At 53.1% G+C, this 17,482-nt stretch carries 16 protein-coding genes; 1 reads left to right on the forward strand and 15 read right to left on the reverse strand.

The features are described from left to right. Positions 1-758 precede the first annotated feature (758 nt). The 12 genes from cheZ to flhD form a co-directional block, all read right to left on the reverse strand. Positions 759-1,406 carry a protein phosphatase CheZ gene (gene cheZ, locus E2L00_RS05080; protein ID WP_420808831.1) on the reverse strand — a complete coding sequence of 216 codons (648 nt, stop codon included), beginning with the start codon at positions 1,404-1,406 and terminating at the stop codon, positions 759-761. Between the two features lie 10 nt (positions 1,407-1,416). Next, a complete protein-coding gene (gene cheY / locus E2L00_RS05085) occupies positions 1,417-1,806 on the reverse strand; it encodes a chemotaxis response regulator CheY (RefSeq protein WP_167607946.1) in 390 nt (129 codons plus the stop codon). 18 nt (positions 1,807-1,824) lie between these two features. Next, complete coding sequence (gene cheB / locus E2L00_RS05090) at positions 1,825-2,874, reverse strand: protein-glutamate methylesterase/protein glutamine deamidase (protein WP_167607948.1); 1,050 nt, start codon at positions 2,872-2,874, stop codon at positions 1,825-1,827. After that, positions 2,871-3,737 carry a protein-glutamate O-methyltransferase CheR gene (gene cheR, locus E2L00_RS05095; protein ID WP_167607951.1) on the reverse strand — a complete coding sequence of 289 codons (867 nt, stop codon included), beginning with the start codon at positions 3,735-3,737 and terminating at the stop codon, positions 2,871-2,873. The genes cheB and cheR overlap by 4 nt, the downstream gene beginning before the upstream one ends. Positions 3,738-3,756: 19 nt before the next feature. Continuing rightward, positions 3,757-5,361, reverse strand: coding sequence for a methyl-accepting chemotaxis protein (locus tag E2L00_RS05100; RefSeq protein WP_167607954.1), 1,605 nt, complete (start codon positions 5,359-5,361; stop codon positions 3,757-3,759). 57 nt (positions 5,362-5,418) lie between these two features. Beyond that, positions 5,419-7,089 (reverse strand): methyl-accepting chemotaxis protein II, encoded by a 1,671-nt coding sequence (gene tar / locus E2L00_RS05105; protein WP_167607956.1) that lies wholly within the window; start codon positions 7,087-7,089, stop codon positions 5,419-5,421. A 257-nt stretch (positions 7,090-7,346) separates the two neighbouring features. Beyond that, entirely contained in the window at positions 7,347-7,850 is a 504-nt protein-coding gene (cheW, locus tag E2L00_RS05110) for a chemotaxis protein CheW (protein WP_167607959.1), read from the reverse strand. A 20-nt stretch (positions 7,851-7,870) separates the two neighbouring features. Further along, on the reverse strand, positions 7,871-9,880 hold the full coding sequence (gene cheA / locus E2L00_RS05115; RefSeq protein WP_167609601.1) for a chemotaxis protein CheA: 2,010 nt from the start codon (positions 9,878-9,880) through the stop codon (positions 7,871-7,873). Between the two features lie 10 nt (positions 9,881-9,890). Continuing rightward, positions 9,891-10,823, reverse strand: a complete 933-nt coding sequence (gene motB, locus E2L00_RS05120; protein ID WP_167607961.1) for a flagellar motor protein MotB — start codon at positions 10,821-10,823, stop codon at positions 9,891-9,893. After that, complete coding sequence (motA, locus tag E2L00_RS05125; RefSeq protein ID WP_167607963.1) at positions 10,820-11,713, reverse strand: flagellar motor stator protein MotA; 894 nt, start codon at positions 11,711-11,713, stop codon at positions 10,820-10,822. The genes motB and motA overlap by 4 nt, the downstream gene beginning before the upstream one ends. A 129-nt stretch (positions 11,714-11,842) precedes the next feature. Then, on the reverse strand, positions 11,843-12,421 hold the full coding sequence (flhC, locus tag E2L00_RS05130) for a flagellar transcriptional regulator FlhC (protein ID WP_167607965.1): 579 nt from the start codon (positions 12,419-12,421) through the stop codon (positions 11,843-11,845). A gap of 4 nt (positions 12,422-12,425) precedes the next feature. Next, entirely contained in the window at positions 12,426-12,776 is a 351-nt protein-coding gene (flhD, locus tag E2L00_RS05135) for a flagellar transcriptional regulator FlhD (RefSeq protein WP_201279313.1), read from the reverse strand. A gap of 811 nt (positions 12,777-13,587) precedes the next feature. Between flhD and uspC the strand changes: the two genes are divergently transcribed. Beyond that, the gene (gene uspC, locus E2L00_RS05140) at positions 13,588-14,010 is read left to right on the forward strand and encodes a universal stress protein UspC (RefSeq protein WP_167607966.1); all 423 of its coding nucleotides are present in this window, start codon (positions 13,588-13,590) and stop codon (positions 14,008-14,010) included. An 84-nt stretch (positions 14,011-14,094) separates the two neighbouring features. Here uspC and otsA read toward each other — a convergent pair whose 3' ends face one another. The 3 genes from otsA to araH form a co-directional block, all read right to left on the reverse strand. Next, the gene (otsA, locus tag E2L00_RS05145; protein ID WP_167607968.1) at positions 14,095-15,519 is read right to left on the reverse strand and encodes an alpha,alpha-trehalose-phosphate synthase; all 1,425 of its coding nucleotides are present in this window, start codon (positions 15,517-15,519) and stop codon (positions 14,095-14,097) included. Further along, complete coding sequence (otsB, locus tag E2L00_RS05150; RefSeq protein WP_167607970.1) at positions 15,494-16,300, reverse strand: trehalose-phosphatase; 807 nt, start codon at positions 16,298-16,300, stop codon at positions 15,494-15,496. Before otsB ends, otsA begins: the two co-directional genes overlap by 26 nt. Positions 16,301-16,476: 176 nt before the next feature. Then, the gene (gene araH, locus E2L00_RS05155) at positions 16,477-17,481 is read right to left on the reverse strand and encodes an L-arabinose ABC transporter permease AraH (protein ID WP_167607972.1); all 1,005 of its coding nucleotides are present in this window, start codon (positions 17,479-17,481) and stop codon (positions 16,477-16,479) included. Between the last annotated feature and the right edge of the window lies 1 nt (position 17,482).

Raw genomic sequence — 17,482 nt, forward strand, 5'->3', positions numbered from 1 at the left:
TTAAGTAAAACAATCGAATAACAGCAAAAAGCAATTTAAACTCATATACGCGGCTTTTGAAAATTATTCGTTAGAGTCAAAAGCCAGTAATTATTTTTACCGCACAGGGATTTAATGAAAAATACTACAAAAGTAGCTATCGCAAATATCGCGGCATTATCTGCGACTATTCTGCTTACCAGCGTTTCAACTACTACCTTCTTCAACAGAGGTAAGAATCTGGCTGATATTCTCCTCGTTACCCTCGCTTTCTTCGGGGTCAGATCGCTGCTCTGTTGCACGCTAAAATGTAAACCAGCGCTCTGGAATTAACTATTATTTTTCATGCGCCTGTATGGTTGTCTAACCCCTTCCTCCTTAACTAAACCACGGTTTACGAGATATTTGGGATGATTTTTATTTAAATTACAATAGGTAAACGACAGTCGAATTGAACACTGATGAAATGCGCTTCATTGCAGGCAGTAAAGTTGCTTCCGCGTCAGTTGCTAACGCTGTCGGTACCGCAGCCGTTGTTGGGGCATTTGCTGGCATTCCTGGCGGGCCTGGCGGTGTTATGACAGCCATTGGAGCCACAGCGGCAGGCTGAAACCAGTCGTCTTCTGAATAGCGGTAAAGATTAATATTTAGCGGCTAAATGAATATGGCCCGCAATAAAAAATATAATCTTTAAGAATAATAAAAAGTCACCGGTTTTTCATGCATGCCTTTATCAAATTAAAATGCCCTCATCCCCGCGGATGAAGGCATTTAAAAGCTTAAAAGCCTAAGCTGTCCAGCAAATCGTCAACCTGATCCTGGCTTGCAACCACGCCTGCGGCGGTAGCATCCATTTGCGGACCGTTGAGCAGGCCGTCGTTACCGCGTTTAGCACGCGCGTCCGGCTCGGGCATATTCTCCAGCAGCACCATTAATAGCTGGCGCTCAATCTCCTGGATAACGTCCATCATGCGCTTGATAACCTGACCGGTCAGATCCTGGAAGTCCTGCGCCATCATAATTTCCAGCAGTTGCGCGTTGGTAAAGCTGGTGTGTTCCGGCACGCCCGAAAGGTAACTACGGGTATCGGTTACCAGCTCCTTCGCATCGCTCAGCTCGATAGGATTTTCGAACCATGCATCCCAGCGCCCGGTTAACGCTTTCGCGCCGGACTCCAGTTTGTTCTGGTGCGGCTGAGAAAGCTCAACGCAATTCAGCGCGCGTTCGGCGGCCTGGGCGGTCATCTGTACGACATAATCCAGGCGGTCGCGGGCGTCAGGAATCGCTTCCGCCGCTTCGGCAATCGCCTGATCCAGACCGAGCTCGCGCAGGCTATCGCGCAGCATGCGAGTCAGGCTACCAATGCGCGCAATGATATCGTTGGGCGTTGGATGTAACTCCATCGCCGGGTTTGTCGATGAGTGCATGTGCCCCTCCTTACATGCCAAGCTTTTCGAAGATCTTGTTCAGCTTCTCTTCCAGGGTCGCGGCGGTAAATGGCTTAACAACGTAACCGCTGGCCCCGGCCTGTGCTGCTGCGATGATGTTCTCTTTTTTCGCTTCCGCCGTGACCATCAGTACCGGTATGGTCGCCATAGCGCCATTCGCACGAATGGTTTTCAGCAGTTCAAGACCGTCCATGTTAGGCATGTTCCAGTCAGAGATAACAAAACCAAAACCGCCAGCGTGCAGTTTGTTCAGCGCATCCACGCCATCTTCCGCTTCTTCTACGTTGTTAAAACCCAGCTCTTTAAGCAGGTTACGCACGATGCGACGCATGGTAGAAAAATCGTCTACCACCAAAAACTTAAGCTCTTTGTCTGCCATAAAATCCGGGCTCCTTTGTTAAATACGTATTGCCTGTCCGGCACTAATTTTCGCCAGCATTTGCTGGCTTACCTGGCTTAAATCGACCACTTCGCTGACGCCACCGCTATTGATGGCCTCACGCGGCATGCCGAACACCACACAACTTGCTTCGTTTTGGGCCAGAGTCCATGCTCCGGCCTGATGCATTGCCAGCATGCCTGCGGCACCGTCATTACCCATTCCGGTGAGGATCACCCCCACGGCATTACGTCCGGCAAATTTCGCCACCGAATGGAACAGCACATCCACGGCCGGGCGATGCCGGTTCACGGGCGGGCCGTCATGTAATTTGATTTGATAGTTTGCGCCGCTGCGCGACAGCTCCATGTGCTTATCACCGGGCGCAATGTAGGCGTGTCCGGGCAATACGCGTTCGCCGTCTTCTGCTTCTTTCACCGTAATCTGGCACAGCTTGTTCAGACGCTCGGCAAAAGAGCGGGTAAAACCAGGCGGCATATGCTGGGTAATCAACACCGCCGGGCTTGAAAGCGGCAGCGGTTGCAGCACATGGCGAATAGCTTCCGTTCCCCCGGTGGACGCGCCGATAGCAATCAGCTTTTCGGAACTCAGCAGCGGGCCCGCCTTAAGCTGCGCGGGAGCCGCTGTCGGCGCGCGCGCTGCCAGTTTCGCCTTCGCCGCGGTACGGACTTTTTCAGCAATCATTTCGCTGTACGCAAGCATCCCTTCACGAATGCCCAACTGCGGCTTGGTGACGAAGTCTATCGCCCCCAGCTCGAGCGCGCGCAACGTCACCTCCGAGCCTTTCCCCGTCAGCGACGACACCATTACCACCGGCATCGGGCGCAGACGCATCAGTTTTTCGAGAAAATCGAGGCCGTCCATGCGCGGCATTTCTACATCCAGCGTCAGGACGTCCGGATTAAACTTTTTAATCAGATCGCGGGCAACCAGCGGGTCTGGCGCCGTAGCGACCATTTCCATGTCGCTGTGGCTGTTAATAATTTCGGTCATGATCTGGCGCATCAGGGCGGAATCATCAACGGACAGCACTCTTATTTTTGTCATGATCTTTCCTTACTCAGACCGTAGACCGTCTGACCACGCAGCCAGAATTCACGACTGAGGTTACTGAAATTCTCTGAATGCCCGGCAAACAATAAGCCGCCTGGTTTTAACAGGGGGACAAAGCGGCTTAAAATGTCCTGCTGCGTCGCTTTGTCGAAATAAATCATGACGTTGCGACAAAAAATGGCATCAAAAGGCCCCGGAATCGACGCCTGTTTATCCAGCAGGTTAACCGTCCCGAACTCAACGTGATTAGCCAGATCGCTTCTGACCCGCACCAGCCCTTCGTGTGGGCCGGTTCCACGCATGAAATAGCGCTGCATCTGTTGAGGAGAAAGCGTTTTGAGCTCTTCCTGGCGATAAACGCCGCTTTGCGCCTTTTCCAGTACCTGGGTGTCGATATCGCTGGCAAACACCTTCCAGCGGCCCGGCGCCATGCCCAACGCATCGGCGAGCGTGATAGCGATGGAGTACGGCTCTTCACCTGTGGAAGCGGCGGCGCTCCAGACGCGATATTCACCGTTGCGCTTACGTGCATGGTCGGCAAGCACCGGGAAATGGTGTCCTTCGCGGAAAAACGCCGTCAGGTTAGTGGTCAGCGAATTGACAAACGCCTGCCATTCCGCGCTGTTGGCATTCGACTCCAGCATGCCCAGATAGCGCCCAAAATCATCCAGCCCTAAAATACGCAGGCGGCGAACCAGGCGGTTGTAAACCATATCCCGCTTGTGGTCTGCCAGCACAATCCCTGCGCGTTGGTATATCAATTGACATATCCGACGAAAATGCGTGTCGGACAGCGGTAGACGCTGTGTCATCTGTAACATTAATGACGTTTGTCCATTGGACAGAGGTGATGTCATAGCGCCTTCTCAGTCACAATCAGGGGGTGGCCAGCACCCCGGAGGTTTCGATTTCCCCGGTTTCACGTTGCTCTTCAACGATTGCCAGGTTAAACACGGAGACTACACCGGTTAAATGTTCAGCCTGGTTGGCCAGTGCATCGGTCGCGCTCGCGGCTTCTTCTACTAAAGCGGCGTTTTGCTGCGTAACCTGATCCATCTGGCTTACTGCCTGAGCGACCTGCTCAATTCCCCGACGCTGCTCATCCGACGCCGAAGCAATTTCTCCCATAATATCATTCACCTGCGTTACGGAACGCACGATTTCAGCCATCGTGGTGGCTGAGGTGTCCACCAGCTGCGAGCCCTGCTGCACGCGATTAATCGACTCTTCGATCAGCACTTTGATCTCTTTTGCCGCCTGAGCGCTGCGGCTTGCCAGGTTACGGACTTCGCCTGCCACCACCGCAAATCCGCGGCCTTGTTCACCGGCGCGAGCGGCCTCGACGGCGGCGTTCAGCGCCAGGATATTAGTCTGGAAGGCGATACCGTCGATAACGCTGGTGATGTCGCCAATCTTTTGCGAGCTTCCGGCAATATCATGCATGGTGCGGGCCACGTTTGCGGCCTGCTGCCCGCCCTGCTTCGCCGTCTCTGCGGCGCTACGGGAAAGCTGTGCGGCCTGACGGGCGTTATCGGCGTTCTGGCCAACGGTCGCCGTCAGTTGCTCCATGCTGGCGGCGGTTTCTGCAAGCGAAGCCGCCTGCTGTTCGGTACGCGCGGAAAGATCGTTGTTGCCAGCGGCAATTTCAGCGATGCCGGTATGCATGGCGCTGCTGCCCTGTCGTACTTCAGTCACCGTCTCTTTGAGCGAGTTCTGCATGTTCTTCAGGCTGCGGAAAATCTCAGAAATTTCGTTACGCCCGAAGACCGCAATCGGCTTCGCCAGATCGCCCGCAGCAATGCGGTCAAAGTGTTGACGCACAATCGCCAGCGGCTGCACGATCATCTTGCGCGACCAGGCGAGCGAGCCAAGCAGCATCACGACGGCAATCACCGCCATGGTGATAAAAATCACCGCGGAGGTATGATAATTTTTCGCGCTGTCGCCGCTTGCCGCCGCCACGATATCGTTGATGCTTTGCTGCCAGGCATTGAAGTTGGCGTCAAAAACATCCTGCGATTTCTGAATCGGCGCGCTCAGGAAATCCGATAGCTGATTGCTCTCAAGCCAGGTGGCCTGATGTTGCAGATCGTCACGATAGGCGGCGTAACTTTGCTTGGTTGACGCCAGCATTTCCTCACCCTCTTTGCTTGCCGTCGGGATCTCAAGAAACTGGTTAAACAGCATGTCCGCCTGTTTCAGGCTGCCACGCGCGTTCGCCATCAGACGCTTAATATCCTCCGGCGGATAGCTGAGCGCCGTAAGCGTACCTGCACGGCTTAAGGCAGTGCTGGCCTGTAACAAGGCTGAACGGCTTTGGGTTAACGTATCGCGCTGTTGATTACTCGCCTCGACCTTTTTCAGGTTCTGGAAATCGTCACGAAAAGCCCAGAAGGACAAACCGTTACTACCAATCTGCAGCAGGCCGCAGAGAATCAATATCAGGAACAGGCTGGTCGAAATTCGGATACGGTTTAACATCAAAGCTTTCCTCGGCCGGCACGTCTGTCGGCGTTTATGTGTGGTCAGAAATGGTGATTAGAATGTTTCCCAGTTAGCATCCCCGCCGGCGGCTGCCGGTTTACGCGGAGATAAGGTCGCAGCGCTGGCTGTCGCGACAACAGGCGTTGCGGTAATACGTTGAGGAGTCCCTTCACTTTTCAGACGGAAAGCCGCCACGGACTGGGTAAGCAGGCTGGCCTGCTCTTCCAGTGCCGCAGCCGCGGAGGCAGATTCTTCAACCAGCGAGGCGTTCTGCTGGGTAACCCGATCCATTTCTGAAACCGCAAGCGCCACCTGGTCAATACCGCGGCTTTGCTCGTCGGAAGCAGAAGCAATTTCGCCCATGATGTCGGTCACGCGGGTTACGGCGCTAACGATATCGCTCATGGTTTCCCCCGCGCTTTCCACCAGCACGGAACCGGTATCCACGCGGGAAACGGAATCTTCAATCAGGGATTTGATTTCTTTCGCGGCCTGCGCGCTACGGCTTGCCAGGTTACGTACCTCACCCGCCACTACCGCAAACCCACGTCCCTGCTCTCCGGCACGCGCGGCTTCTACCGCAGCGTTAAGGGCAAGGATATTAGTCTGGAAGGCAATACCGTCGATAACGCTTGTAATATCGGCGATCTTTTTTGAAGACCCGGCAATTTCGTGCATGGTTTTCACCACGCCATCGACAACTTTTCCGCCGCGTGAAGCCGTTTCGGAGGCGCTTAATGCCAGTTGCGAAGCCTGACGGGCATTATCAGCATTCTGTTTTACCGTGGCGGTAAGCTGCTCCATGCTGGCAGCGGTTTCTTCAAGCGAGGCGGCCTGCTGCTCGGTGCGCGATGAGAGATCGTTATTACCGGCGGCAATTTCCGTGGCGCCGCTGTAAATAGCGTCGGAACCCTCGCGTACGCTGCCCACGGTAATACTCAGCTCCTGCTGCATATGCTGTACGCTTGCCGTCAGTTCGCTTATCTCGTTGCGGCCTTTTACAACGATGCTTTCCGTCAGGTTACCGTTAGCAATTTCACGAATATGGCCGATGACGACGGCTAACGGTTGCAGGAGGATATTGCGTATCCCGAACCATACCAGCACGATTACCGCAGCAAGGGCTAAAGCAAGGCCCCCGATCTGCCATTTGGCAAAGTTGTAATCATTGCTGCTGGTCAGGTAAGTTTGTTCATAAATACGTTCGTTGAGCGCCAGGTACTGCTGGAAGGCTTTCTCAAGCGCGTTTTGCATGCCCTGTGTAGGCTGAGCGAAATAGGCATCTAGGTTTCCGTTTTCCAGGAAGCCGATAAGCTCGCTCAGCGCCTGATAATAATTCTGATAATCATCATCGATGCCTTTCACCATCGTTTCCATTTCCGGCGAAATAGACGGCACCTGTTTGAAAGCGGCGTAATGTTTGCCTGATTCAGCAAGCGTCGCTTTGGCGCTGTTGAGTAAATCAGTTTTAGCCGCGCTCTGGCCGTTGCTGGCGTCCAGTAATGAGCGGGCTGAAGAACGGCTGAGGTTAATGCGCGTTTGCAGCATTAAGTCCCACGCGTAATGCAGCTCGGATTGTTGAACGCGTAACTCACGGGTCACGCCGGAATTATCGTTATTATCTTTTAAAGCGCTAAAAAACATACCGCCAGACATGAGCTGCAGCAGTGCAAACGCCACCAGCACCATCATCAGCATGGTGACAACGCGAATACGGTTCAACATATAACATCCTATGAATGACTTGTTATCGATATTATCGGCATCCGCCTGGGGAACTTTACGTGAAATTAGGATGAGTCTTATGCAACGGTGATTTAACTATGCTAACGGGCATCGTCCACTTTCCGGACACGGGTTATGCAGCCGTTAACGTGCCGGATAACGGCGCGGCGCGGCGGCTGAAGAAGAGATTGAGGCTTGATTTTCAGAAGGGATAAGCGGTGGATAAGCAAAGCGTTATCCACCGCCAAAACGACACGTCAGGCTACGCGGCTGGTCGCCACATCTACCAGCGCCATTTCTTCGCTGTTCAGCAGCTTCTCGATGTTCACCAGAATCAGCATGCGTTCGCCAAGTGCGCCAAGACCGGTCAGATATTCGGTAGAGAGCGTGACGGCAAACTCTGGCGCCGGGCGGATCTGCTCGGCGGTCAGCGACAGCACGTCAGAAACGCCGTCCACCACAATGCCTACCACGCGCTGGCCCAGGTTCAGAACGATAACCACGGTATTGTCGTTATACTCCACGTCGCTCTGAGCGAACTTCACGCGCAGATCGAGGATCGGCACAATCACACCGCGCAGGTTGGTTACGCCCTTGATGAACGCTGGCGTATTAGCGATACGGGTGACCTGGTCGTAGCCGCGGATTTCCTGCACCTTCAGGATGTCGATGCCGTACTCTTCATCGCCAAGCGTAAACACCAGGAATTCCTGCCCCGATGGCTCCCCGGTCAATTTTGTCACATTGGTTAATCCATTCATTTGGTTACCTATTTTAATTTTCAGGAAAGGGCGGCAGTGCCGGCCAGACGTTGTTCACGGTTTAAGTTTTGCAGCGCGGAAACATCAACGATCAGCGCAACGCTACCGTCTCCAAGGATGGTGGCCGCAGAAATTCCCGGGACTTTGCGATAGTTGCTTTCGAGGTTTTTTACCACCACCTGATGCTGGCCAATCAACTGATCCACCAGCAGCGCATAGCGACGGCCCGCGCTTTGCAGGATGACGACGATGCCCTGGGTCGCTTCGGTTTTCGCCCCTTCCACATCAAAGAGTTTCCATAGCTCGACCAGCGGCAGGTATTCTCCGCGCACTTCAAGCACGCGCTCGCCGCCCGCCAGCGGATGCAGATCGTCATCCTTCGGCTGCAGCGATTCCATTACCGCATTCAGCGGCAGAATGAAAACTTCATCGGCGACCTTAACGGACATGCCGTCAAGGATGGCAAGCGTCAACGGCAGCATAATACGAATGGTGGTGCCGCTACCGGCTTTAGACTGAATCTCGACGTGGCCGCCCATCTCCTGAATGTTTCGTTTCACCACGTCCATGCCCACGCCGCGGCCCGACACGTCAGTTACCTGCTCGGCGGTAGAGAAGCCCGGCGCAAAAATAAGCATGCCGACTTCATCATCAGACATGTTTTCGTTCACCGCCATGCCCTGGGAAAGCGCTTTGGCCAGGATGCGTTCGCGATTAAGACCGGCGCCGTCATCGATCACTTCGATGCAGATATTGCCGCCCTGGTGCTCTGCGGACAGCGTCAGATTACCCACTTCGGCCTTACCGGCAGCGCGGCGTTTATCCGGCGACTCAATCCCGTGGTCGAGGCTGTTACGCACCAGGTGCGTTAACGGATCGATAATGCGTTCAATCAGGCTCTTATCGAGTTCAGTTGAGCTACCCAGCAGGGTCAGTTCTACCTGCTTATTGAGCTTGCCGGCCAGATCGCGCACCAGGCGCGGGAAGCGGCTGAAGACGTATTCCATCGGCATCATACGAATCGACATCACCGATTCCTGCAGATCACGTGCGTTACGCTGTAGCTGCCCCATGCTGGTAATCAGCTCGCCGTGGTTTACCGGGTCCAGTTCGTTGGAACGCTGGGCCAGCATGGACTGGGTGATCACCAGTTCGCCCACCAGGTTAATCAACTGGTCGACTTTTTCCACCGCCACGCGAATGCTGGTTGATTCCGCTACGCGCGGCGCAGCTTTTTCTGCGCGGACGGCGGGCTTTGCCGCAGGCGTTGCCACTTCCGCCACCGCAGCAGACGTTGCTGCGACCGTCGCCGACACCTTTTCTTTCTCCGCTGCCACCACGGCGACGCTTGCCACCAGCGGCAGGAATTCAATTTGCTCAGGTTCGATGACAAAGCACAGCACGGCGGTAATGTCGTCAGCGCTGACGCTGGTTTCAAGCGTTGCGGTCACCGAGCTTTCACTTTTTTCAATGTCGCTAAGCGTGCCGAGGTTTGCCAGCTCTTCGAGCAGCAGATCGCGTTCGCTCTCTTTCAGCCCGCTGATAGCGACGCGCAGTTTGCCGTCGTTCGCGGCAGCCCCGGTTTTGGACGGCGCTTCCTTTTCAACGACGGTCAGTTTAGCGGGCGCGGCTGCCGGTTCACCTTTGGCCTCGAGTGCCAACTGACGCAGCGCTTTACAGATATAGTCGAAGCTCTGGGCATCAGGTTCCGTTGAGCTTTTATAGGCATCCAGCTGTTCTTGCATAATGTCTTTGGTTTCCAAAAACAGGTTGATAATATCGGTATTAAGTTGCATTTCACCGCGCCGGGCCTCGTCGAGCAGGTTCTCCATTAAATGGGTAGTCTCCTGCAATATGGAGAAGCCAAACGTACCGGCGCCTCCTTTTATCGAGTGGGCCGCGCGGAATATGGCGTTAAGCTGTTCTGAATCTGGCGCCTCAGGAACCAGGTTCAGCAGGTGCTGTTCCATATCGGCCAATAGCTCATCGGCCTCGTCAAAAAATGTCTGGTAAAAATCGCTGATATCCATGCTCACGCTATCACCTCGTACCTGGTTGTGGCGGTAAAGTGGACTGCGCCGCAGCCTCGGCAGCAGGTTCTTTCAGAGTGCTTAACGGAAGGTTTGCGCTCTCTGCGTTTTCATGCACGATGGCTTGTTCGGCTTGTTTGTTTAGCACCAGCAAACTGATGCGACGGTTAACGGCATCTTCCGGGCCACGGTCGGTGACGCGCATCGTGGAGGCCATACCCACCACGCGCAGCACTTTTCCGTCGGTTAACCCACCGTAAATCAGCTCGCGACGTGAAGCGTTCGCGCGGTCGGCGGAAAGCTCCCAGTTGCTGTAGCCGCGTTCGCCCATGGCATACGGCAGGTCATCGGTGTGGCCGGAGAGGCTAATTTTGTTTGGAATATCGTTAAGCAACGGCGCGATGCCGCGCAGGATGTCGCGCATATAAGGCTCGACTTCCGCACTGCCGTTTTTAAACATTGGCCGGTTCTGACTATCGATAATTTGGATACGCAGCCCTTCCTGGACCAGGTCGATTTGCAAATGCGGACGCAGCGCTCGCAGTTTTGGGTCGGCCTCGATCAGCTGATCAAGCTGGTTACGCAGGCGTTTCAGGCGGCTGGTTTCCATATGTTTTCGCAGCTCGTCAATGTTCGGGCTTTTTTTCACTTCTCCCTGCTGCTGGGTCACATCATCGCCGCCGCCGGGGATCGGGCTTTCGCTATCAGCAATGCGCTGCCCGCCGGTTATCGCGACGGAGAGCGGGGTTTTAAAATAATCGGCAATCTGCGCCAGCTCTTTGGAGCTGGAGATGGAAATCAGCCACATCACCAGGAAGAAGGCCATCATGGCGGTCATAAAATCCGCGTAGGCGATCTTCCAGGATCCACCCTGGTGCCCTTTACCGTGGCCTTTGTGCTTGCGTCTTTTTACGACGACAACAGGATGGGCCTGGTTCTTCATACTTCTTCTTCCGTGGCGCGCGACTGGGCGGTTGGTGAGCGGACGGCACGAACGTGTTCTTCAAGTTCGACAAAGGATGGACGCTCGCTGGAGTAGAGCGTTTTACGGCCAAACTCAACGGCGATTGGCGGCGCGTAGCCGTTGAGGCTTGAAAGCAGCGTCACCTTGACGCACTGCATCATCTTAAGGGTTTCAGCGCTTTTCTGACGCAGGACGGATGCCAGCGGCGAAATAAATCCGTAGGCCAGCAGAATACCGAGGAATGTTCCCACCATGGCATGCGCAATCAATCCGCCAAGCTCCGCCGCTGGCCTGTCGGCTGATGCCAGGGCGTGCACCACTCCCATCACCGCAGCAACGATACCGAATGCCGGCAGTGAATCTCCCATTAATGCGAGGCTATTTGCCGGGATTTCCGTTTCGCTTTCGTAGGTTTCAATTTCTTCATCCATCAGGGCTTCAATTTCGAAGGTATTCATATTTCCGCTGATGATCAGACGTAAATAGTCGACGATAAAATCAAGCATTGTGGCGTCGGCTAAAATACGCGGATAGCTGGCAAAAATTTCACTTTCTTTAGGATTTTCAATATCGCGCTCAAGCGAAAACATCCCTTGCTGGCGAGATTTCGCCATCAAACGATAAAGTAACGCCATGAGATCCATATACATACTTTTGGTGTATTTCGAACGGCGAAACAGCAGCGGCAACGCTTTAAGCGTGCTTCTGATAGCCTTGCCATTGTTACCAACGATAAATGCGCCAATGCCCGCGCCACCTATGATGACAAATTCAGCGGGCTGATAGAGCGCCCCCATGTGACCACCAGTCATCATATAGCCGCCGAAAACTGTCCCGAGTACGACCAGGTAACCTATTAATATCAGCACGAGTCAGTCCTTCTGCTGTGGAGTGTGGCAAGGACTTACAGGAGAGTGGCGGCAAAGCCTGTGATGCAGGGCAAAAAAAAGCAGCGGTAATTGCTTACCGCTGCTGGAATTGCGCTTACACAAGGCCTGTTACATGGCCTGTTCTACCTGTTCATCCAGCAGTTGTGGAATAATATCGGCAGTATTTGTGGAAAGTTTACGTCTTTTTACCGCTCGCGATGGCGGCTGGCACAAACTGCAGGCGAAGCTGCCCGGAGGCTGGTGCGCATGGGTGATAAAGTTGCCGTTACAGCAGTTGCAGCGGCTTAACTGAAGCATCCCGCTTTCAACAAATCGCACCAGCGTCCAGGCGCGAGTCAGCGCCAGAAGCGGGCCGTCGGCCTGTGAAGGACACTGCTCCAGATACAGGCGATAAGCTTTAATCACCGCATCAACGCCGCTACATTGTCCGCTACGCAGGAGGAATTGCCATGCGTTACAAAACATCGAGGCGTGAATGTTTTGCTCCCACGTCATAAACCAGTCGGTGGAAAAAGGCAGCATACCTTTCGGCGGCGGGCTGCCCCGCAGTTCTTTATAAAGCTTTATCAAACGGCCGCGGCTGAGCTGCGTTTCGCTTTCGAGCATCTGCAGCCTGGCGCCCAGCGTAATAAGCTCCATCGCTAGTTGTATATCGTGTGCTTCCTGGACAATGCTTTTTTCGCTCATTTTGTTACGCCCTTTTTTTCTTCGGTGCCTCGTCGCCGGCTGACACCTCATTTAATAAGCGGGTGGATAACAAAATACCCGTATGAATTTGTTGTAAATCATCCACACGCGATTCTTGCGTTAAACGATTGATAGTCTGGTTATCATTAAAACGGAACTGACAAATCAGTTGATTAGTTTCCGCTAGTTTCACCATTTGCGGCAGCGTTAATTCTCTTAAGGTATTCGCCATTTCTTCGGCAATCCCTAAACGAAACATCGCCGAAGCTTTATCCTGACTAATAAGTCTTTGAGCAAGCAATAAATACGACAAGTTAATGTCATAAATATGTTTTAGTAACTCGGATGTATGCATTTTCCCCATCCCGAATGACCAACTATTGTATGCGGTTGAACCGCACCCCGTGATGTCCCCGGGCAAACCCGGTAAAAAAAGTGAAGCAATCGTTACGGCCAAAAATGCATTAGTTGATGTCGCATCCCGACGGCGGCCCAGCTTTTATTACAGCGCGGCAGCTTTGTTGTCAGAACGCGTAACGTCTTTCTTAATTTTCTTACAAAAAACTAAGACTTTTCCTAATTCGCGCAAACTCTACTCGTTGCTCATAGCACATACAATGCAGCCAACCGCGATTTTAGAATTTATGTGATTCAGATCACATAAATTTACCTTCTGTCGGCGCTAAAACCATCAGCCAGGCTTTTCAATTGGGTATTTTTTAAGCAAATCAGCGATTTTCGCCGTTCGAAGCGGGGAATAGATTTACTTTTGCACAACAACCCCATGACTTTTCAGGCGTTTCTTTTTTGTCGACTGCCTCAAACCTGTTAACCAGATCACATTTCATGCCTAAAAAAGGCTGTAATGATATATTTATCATTGAGTTAGATTAAATAACTTTTGAATTCTCACGCCTGATGACCATTACATCTGAGCTAATTTCGCTAAGTGATTATCTAATTTTGACGTTAAAAATAATTCTAAGGTTTGATTGTTTTTTCGCCATTTCCTGCTACTAGCAGATGTTACGAATTCATCACTTAAGAATAATTTAAGTATTTTCATGAGCAGGCTCACATTTGTTACGGTTACTGCCGTTGCGCCCGTGTTAAAAACGGAGTATGAGTTTTATTAGCAGACGCCCGTTGCGCTACAGGAGGAAGGCATGAGTTATATGCATGTATTGGTTGCGGTTGCCGTTAAGCCGGAAAGTCATCAATTAATACAGAAGGCCGTTTCCATTGTTAAACCCGTCAACGGGCGCATCACCTTAATAACGCTGGCTTCTGACCCGGAAATCTACAATCAGCTCGCCGCGCCAATGATGGAAAATTTGCGTGAACTTATGCTCGAAGAGACGCAGCTTTTTCTACAAGAATTGATAAGTAAGGCAGGCTACCCCGTTGAGAACGCCGTGATCGCCACGGGCGAACTCAGCGAGCATATTCTCTCGGTGTGCGAGAAGCAAAAGGTGGATTTAGTCGTCTGCGGTAACCACAATCAAAGCTTTTTCAGCAAAGCGATTTGTTCTGCAAAAACGGTGGTTGCGTCGAGTAAAGTAGATGTGCTGTTAGTACCGCTTGTTTAAGAAATGATAGGGAGACGTTCGTTCACCTCCCTCATTACAGCGATATAAGGCGGCAGCAGTCGCTGCTATCCGCCTTTTATAAGATCACGCCAGCTTTGGAAAAGTCGCCACTTTCTGCTGCAAATGAGATGCATCGCTACGCGGCGTTACCTGCTTTAGATCGTCTACGAATCTCTCCTGCCAGCGGTTAATGTCGTTATGGCAAATCACTTCCATCATTTCGCTGTGTCGCGCTATTCGCTCGGCTAAAGGCATGGTTAATGCCCTGTTGAGCGCGCTCGCCACGTCGTCCCGATCGTAAGGATTAACAATCAGCGCCGAGGTCAATTCATTAGCCGCACCGGCGAATTTTGATAATATCAGCACTCCGGGATTGGCCGGATCCTGGGCCGCCACGTATTCTTTCGCCACCAGATTCATCCCGTCACGCAGCGGCGTAACCAGCCCGACTTCGGCGTAACGGAAAACCTTCATCAGCAGCTTGCGGTCAAAATGCTGGTTGAGATAATAGAGCGGCGTCCAGCCCAGTTGCCCATATTTCCCGTTGATTCGCCCCGCTTCCGTCTCCAGCTGATGGCGAATATCCTGATAGGCCTGCACGTCCCCTCTGGAGGTTGGGGCAATCTGGGTGTAACGGATTTTGCCGTGGTGCTGCGGATAATTTTCCAGCAGCGCCTCAAAGGCGAGGAATCGTTCCGGCAGCCCTTTAGAATAATCGAGGCGCTCGACGGAAAAGATGTTCTTAATGCTGCCCAGCTCAGACTTGAGTTGCTCAAGCTTCGGCGGCAGCGGCCCTTTGGCATTCTGCGCAATCTCTTCCGGCTCAATACCAATCGGATAGACTTCGGTGCGAAACGTTTTGCCAAACGCCCGGTGCTGGTGCTTATCTTTACTTTCAAGGCGCGTCATGCTCGCGATGCAATCAAGGAACGCCAGGCGATCGTTTTCGGTCTGGAAGCCCAGCAGATCGTAATCGCACAGCGCTTCAATCAATTCTTCGTGCGGCGGCAGCGCGTTAAACACTTCCGGCGTTGGGAAAGGAATATGTAAGAAAAAGCCGATACGATTATGCAGCCCCTGCTTGCGGCATTCGGAAGCAAAAGGCAGCAGGTGATAATCATGGATCCACAGAACGTCGTCTTTTTCCACCAGCGGCTTGAGCTTGCTTGCCAGAAGCTGATTCACGCGTAAGTATCCCTCCCAGGATTCACGCTGGAAATCAACCAAATCAAGGCGATAGTGAAAAGCAGGCCACAGGACGGCGTTAGAAAATTGCAGGTAATATTGCTCGTAATCTTCTTCACACAGGTTAAATGAGGCCCATGTGATGTTGTCATGGGTAACCTTTTTTAGCGGCGCATCGGGATCGCCTATCTCCCCGCTCCAGCCAAACCACAGCCCGCCCGCTGCCTTAAGGGCGCCTAAAATACCAACCGCAAGGCCGCCTGCGCCCGCTTTCTTGTCATCCGGTGGTGCGATGCGATTAGAGACTACTACTAAGCGACTCATAATCTTCTCCCCGTAAAGTTTCTGTCTTTTGTTGTTTTTCTATGTGATGCGTAAGTTTGCCCAGCCAGTGATAAACCATCCTGACATTGGCGAGGCGATATGTTGCAAGGGTGTCACCCGCGCCGACTTTAATAGTCAGTCCTCCCAGGGCGTTGACCTGCTTAAACCCGGCTTCATCGGTAAGGTCATCACCAATAAAGACCGGCGTGCGGCCTGCGAACGGCGCTTCCTGCATAAAGGCGCGAATAGCCGCGCCTTTGTTGATGCCCAGCGGCTTAAGCTCCACGACGCATTTCCCGGGCTGCAACGCCAGTTCCGGGAAACGTTTGGTCAGCTTTTGCGCCAGCCACATGATGGCCTCTTCCGCTTCCGGTGCCTGTCGGTAGTGAAGCGCGAACGCCATGCCTTTAGCTTCAAGTTCAGTGCCCGGCATCAGCGCCAGGGCGTCAGAGAGTTCCCGCTGCAGAGTTTTAACCAACGGCGCCGGCAGCGTTACAACATGGGTTTTATCATTGATATCGCGGCGCTCCGCCCCGTGAACCCCCGCAAGCGGGAAATGGAACGGCGTGGCGAGTTTATCGAGCTCGGCCATGGAACGCCCTGAGATCAACGCCAGTGCCCCATCACTCATAACGGACATTTTCTGCAGCAATGTGCGCACTGCGGCTGGGATATAGACCTGATCCGGGTGCGGTTTGATTTCAGCCAGAGTGCCATCGAGGTCAAAGAAAAAAGCAAGATTGCCGGAAAGTAAAGGCGGTACAGATACGACTTCAGCCACCTGTGGCTCCTCCTTAATGGATAAAAATTGTCACCGAACCGGTAACTTAAAATTAATATTAGCCATGTAAGTATAGACAGGGTGCCCAGTGTCGCAATTTTATAAGAGAAATCGCCAGCCCTTGTGGAGGCTGGCGTTGCGATTGGGAATAGTCTGAAGCGAACGGTAAAGCAAGGTTAAACCGTGCGTTTGGCCTTCTGTTTGTAGCGGTCGAAAATCACCGCTGCCAGCAGGATCATACCGCGCACCACGTACTGCGAGAACGGAGAAATATTCAGCAGGTTCATGGCGTTTTCCACCGTTCCCAGAATCAGAATACCCGCCACCACGTATGAAATTTTGCCGATCCCGCCTTTGAGCGAGACGCCGCCCAGCACGCAGGCGGAAATCACAATCAGCTCATAGCCAATCGAGGTCATCGGCTGGCCGCTGGTCATGCGTGAGGCAAGAATAATGCCCGCCGCGGCGGATACCAGGCCCGACAGCACGAAGATAATGATTTTGGTCCGCACCACGGGCACGCCCGCAAGCCGCGCGGCTTCTTCATTGCCGCCGATAGCCAGCGTGTTGCGCCCAAAAGTCGTTTTATTGAGCAGTAAACCAAAGATAATCAGGCAGCCTACCGTCAGCCAGATTGGCGCTGGCAGACCGAACCAGTTGGCATAGCCGAGCGTAAAGAAGCGTTCGTCTTCGATGCCCACCGCTTTACCGTCGGAAATGATGTAAGCCAGGCCGCGCACAATTTGCATGGTGGCAAGGGTGGTGATCAACGCATTAATTTTCAGTCGGGCGATAACAAAGCCGTTTATCAGGCCGCTTAACACGCCGAGCAGCAGACCTGCCGCTACGCCAATCCATAAGCTTTCGGTCATGTTAATGACCACGGCGGTCGTTACGCCCGCGCAGGCGATAACTGACGCCACGGATAAATCAAAATCTCCGGAAGCCAGGCAGAACAGCATGCCGCAGGCCACCATGCCGGACATGGAAATCGCAAGCCCCAGGCCCTTCATGTTAATGAAAGAAGAAAAATTCGGTACGAAAATGGCGCAGCCGATAAACAGCACCGCGAACACCACCAGCATGCCGTAGTTATCCCAGATGCGCCCGAGGCTTAACGACGATTTGCCCGCCCCGTCGGATGCCGTTCCCGTCCCGCCGGATTTAGTTAATGAAGACATT

Origin of the sequence: Cedecea colo, from assembly GCF_011808225.1 — a bacterium.
Classification (GTDB): Bacteria; Pseudomonadota; Gammaproteobacteria; order Enterobacterales; family Enterobacteriaceae; genus Dryocola; species Dryocola colo.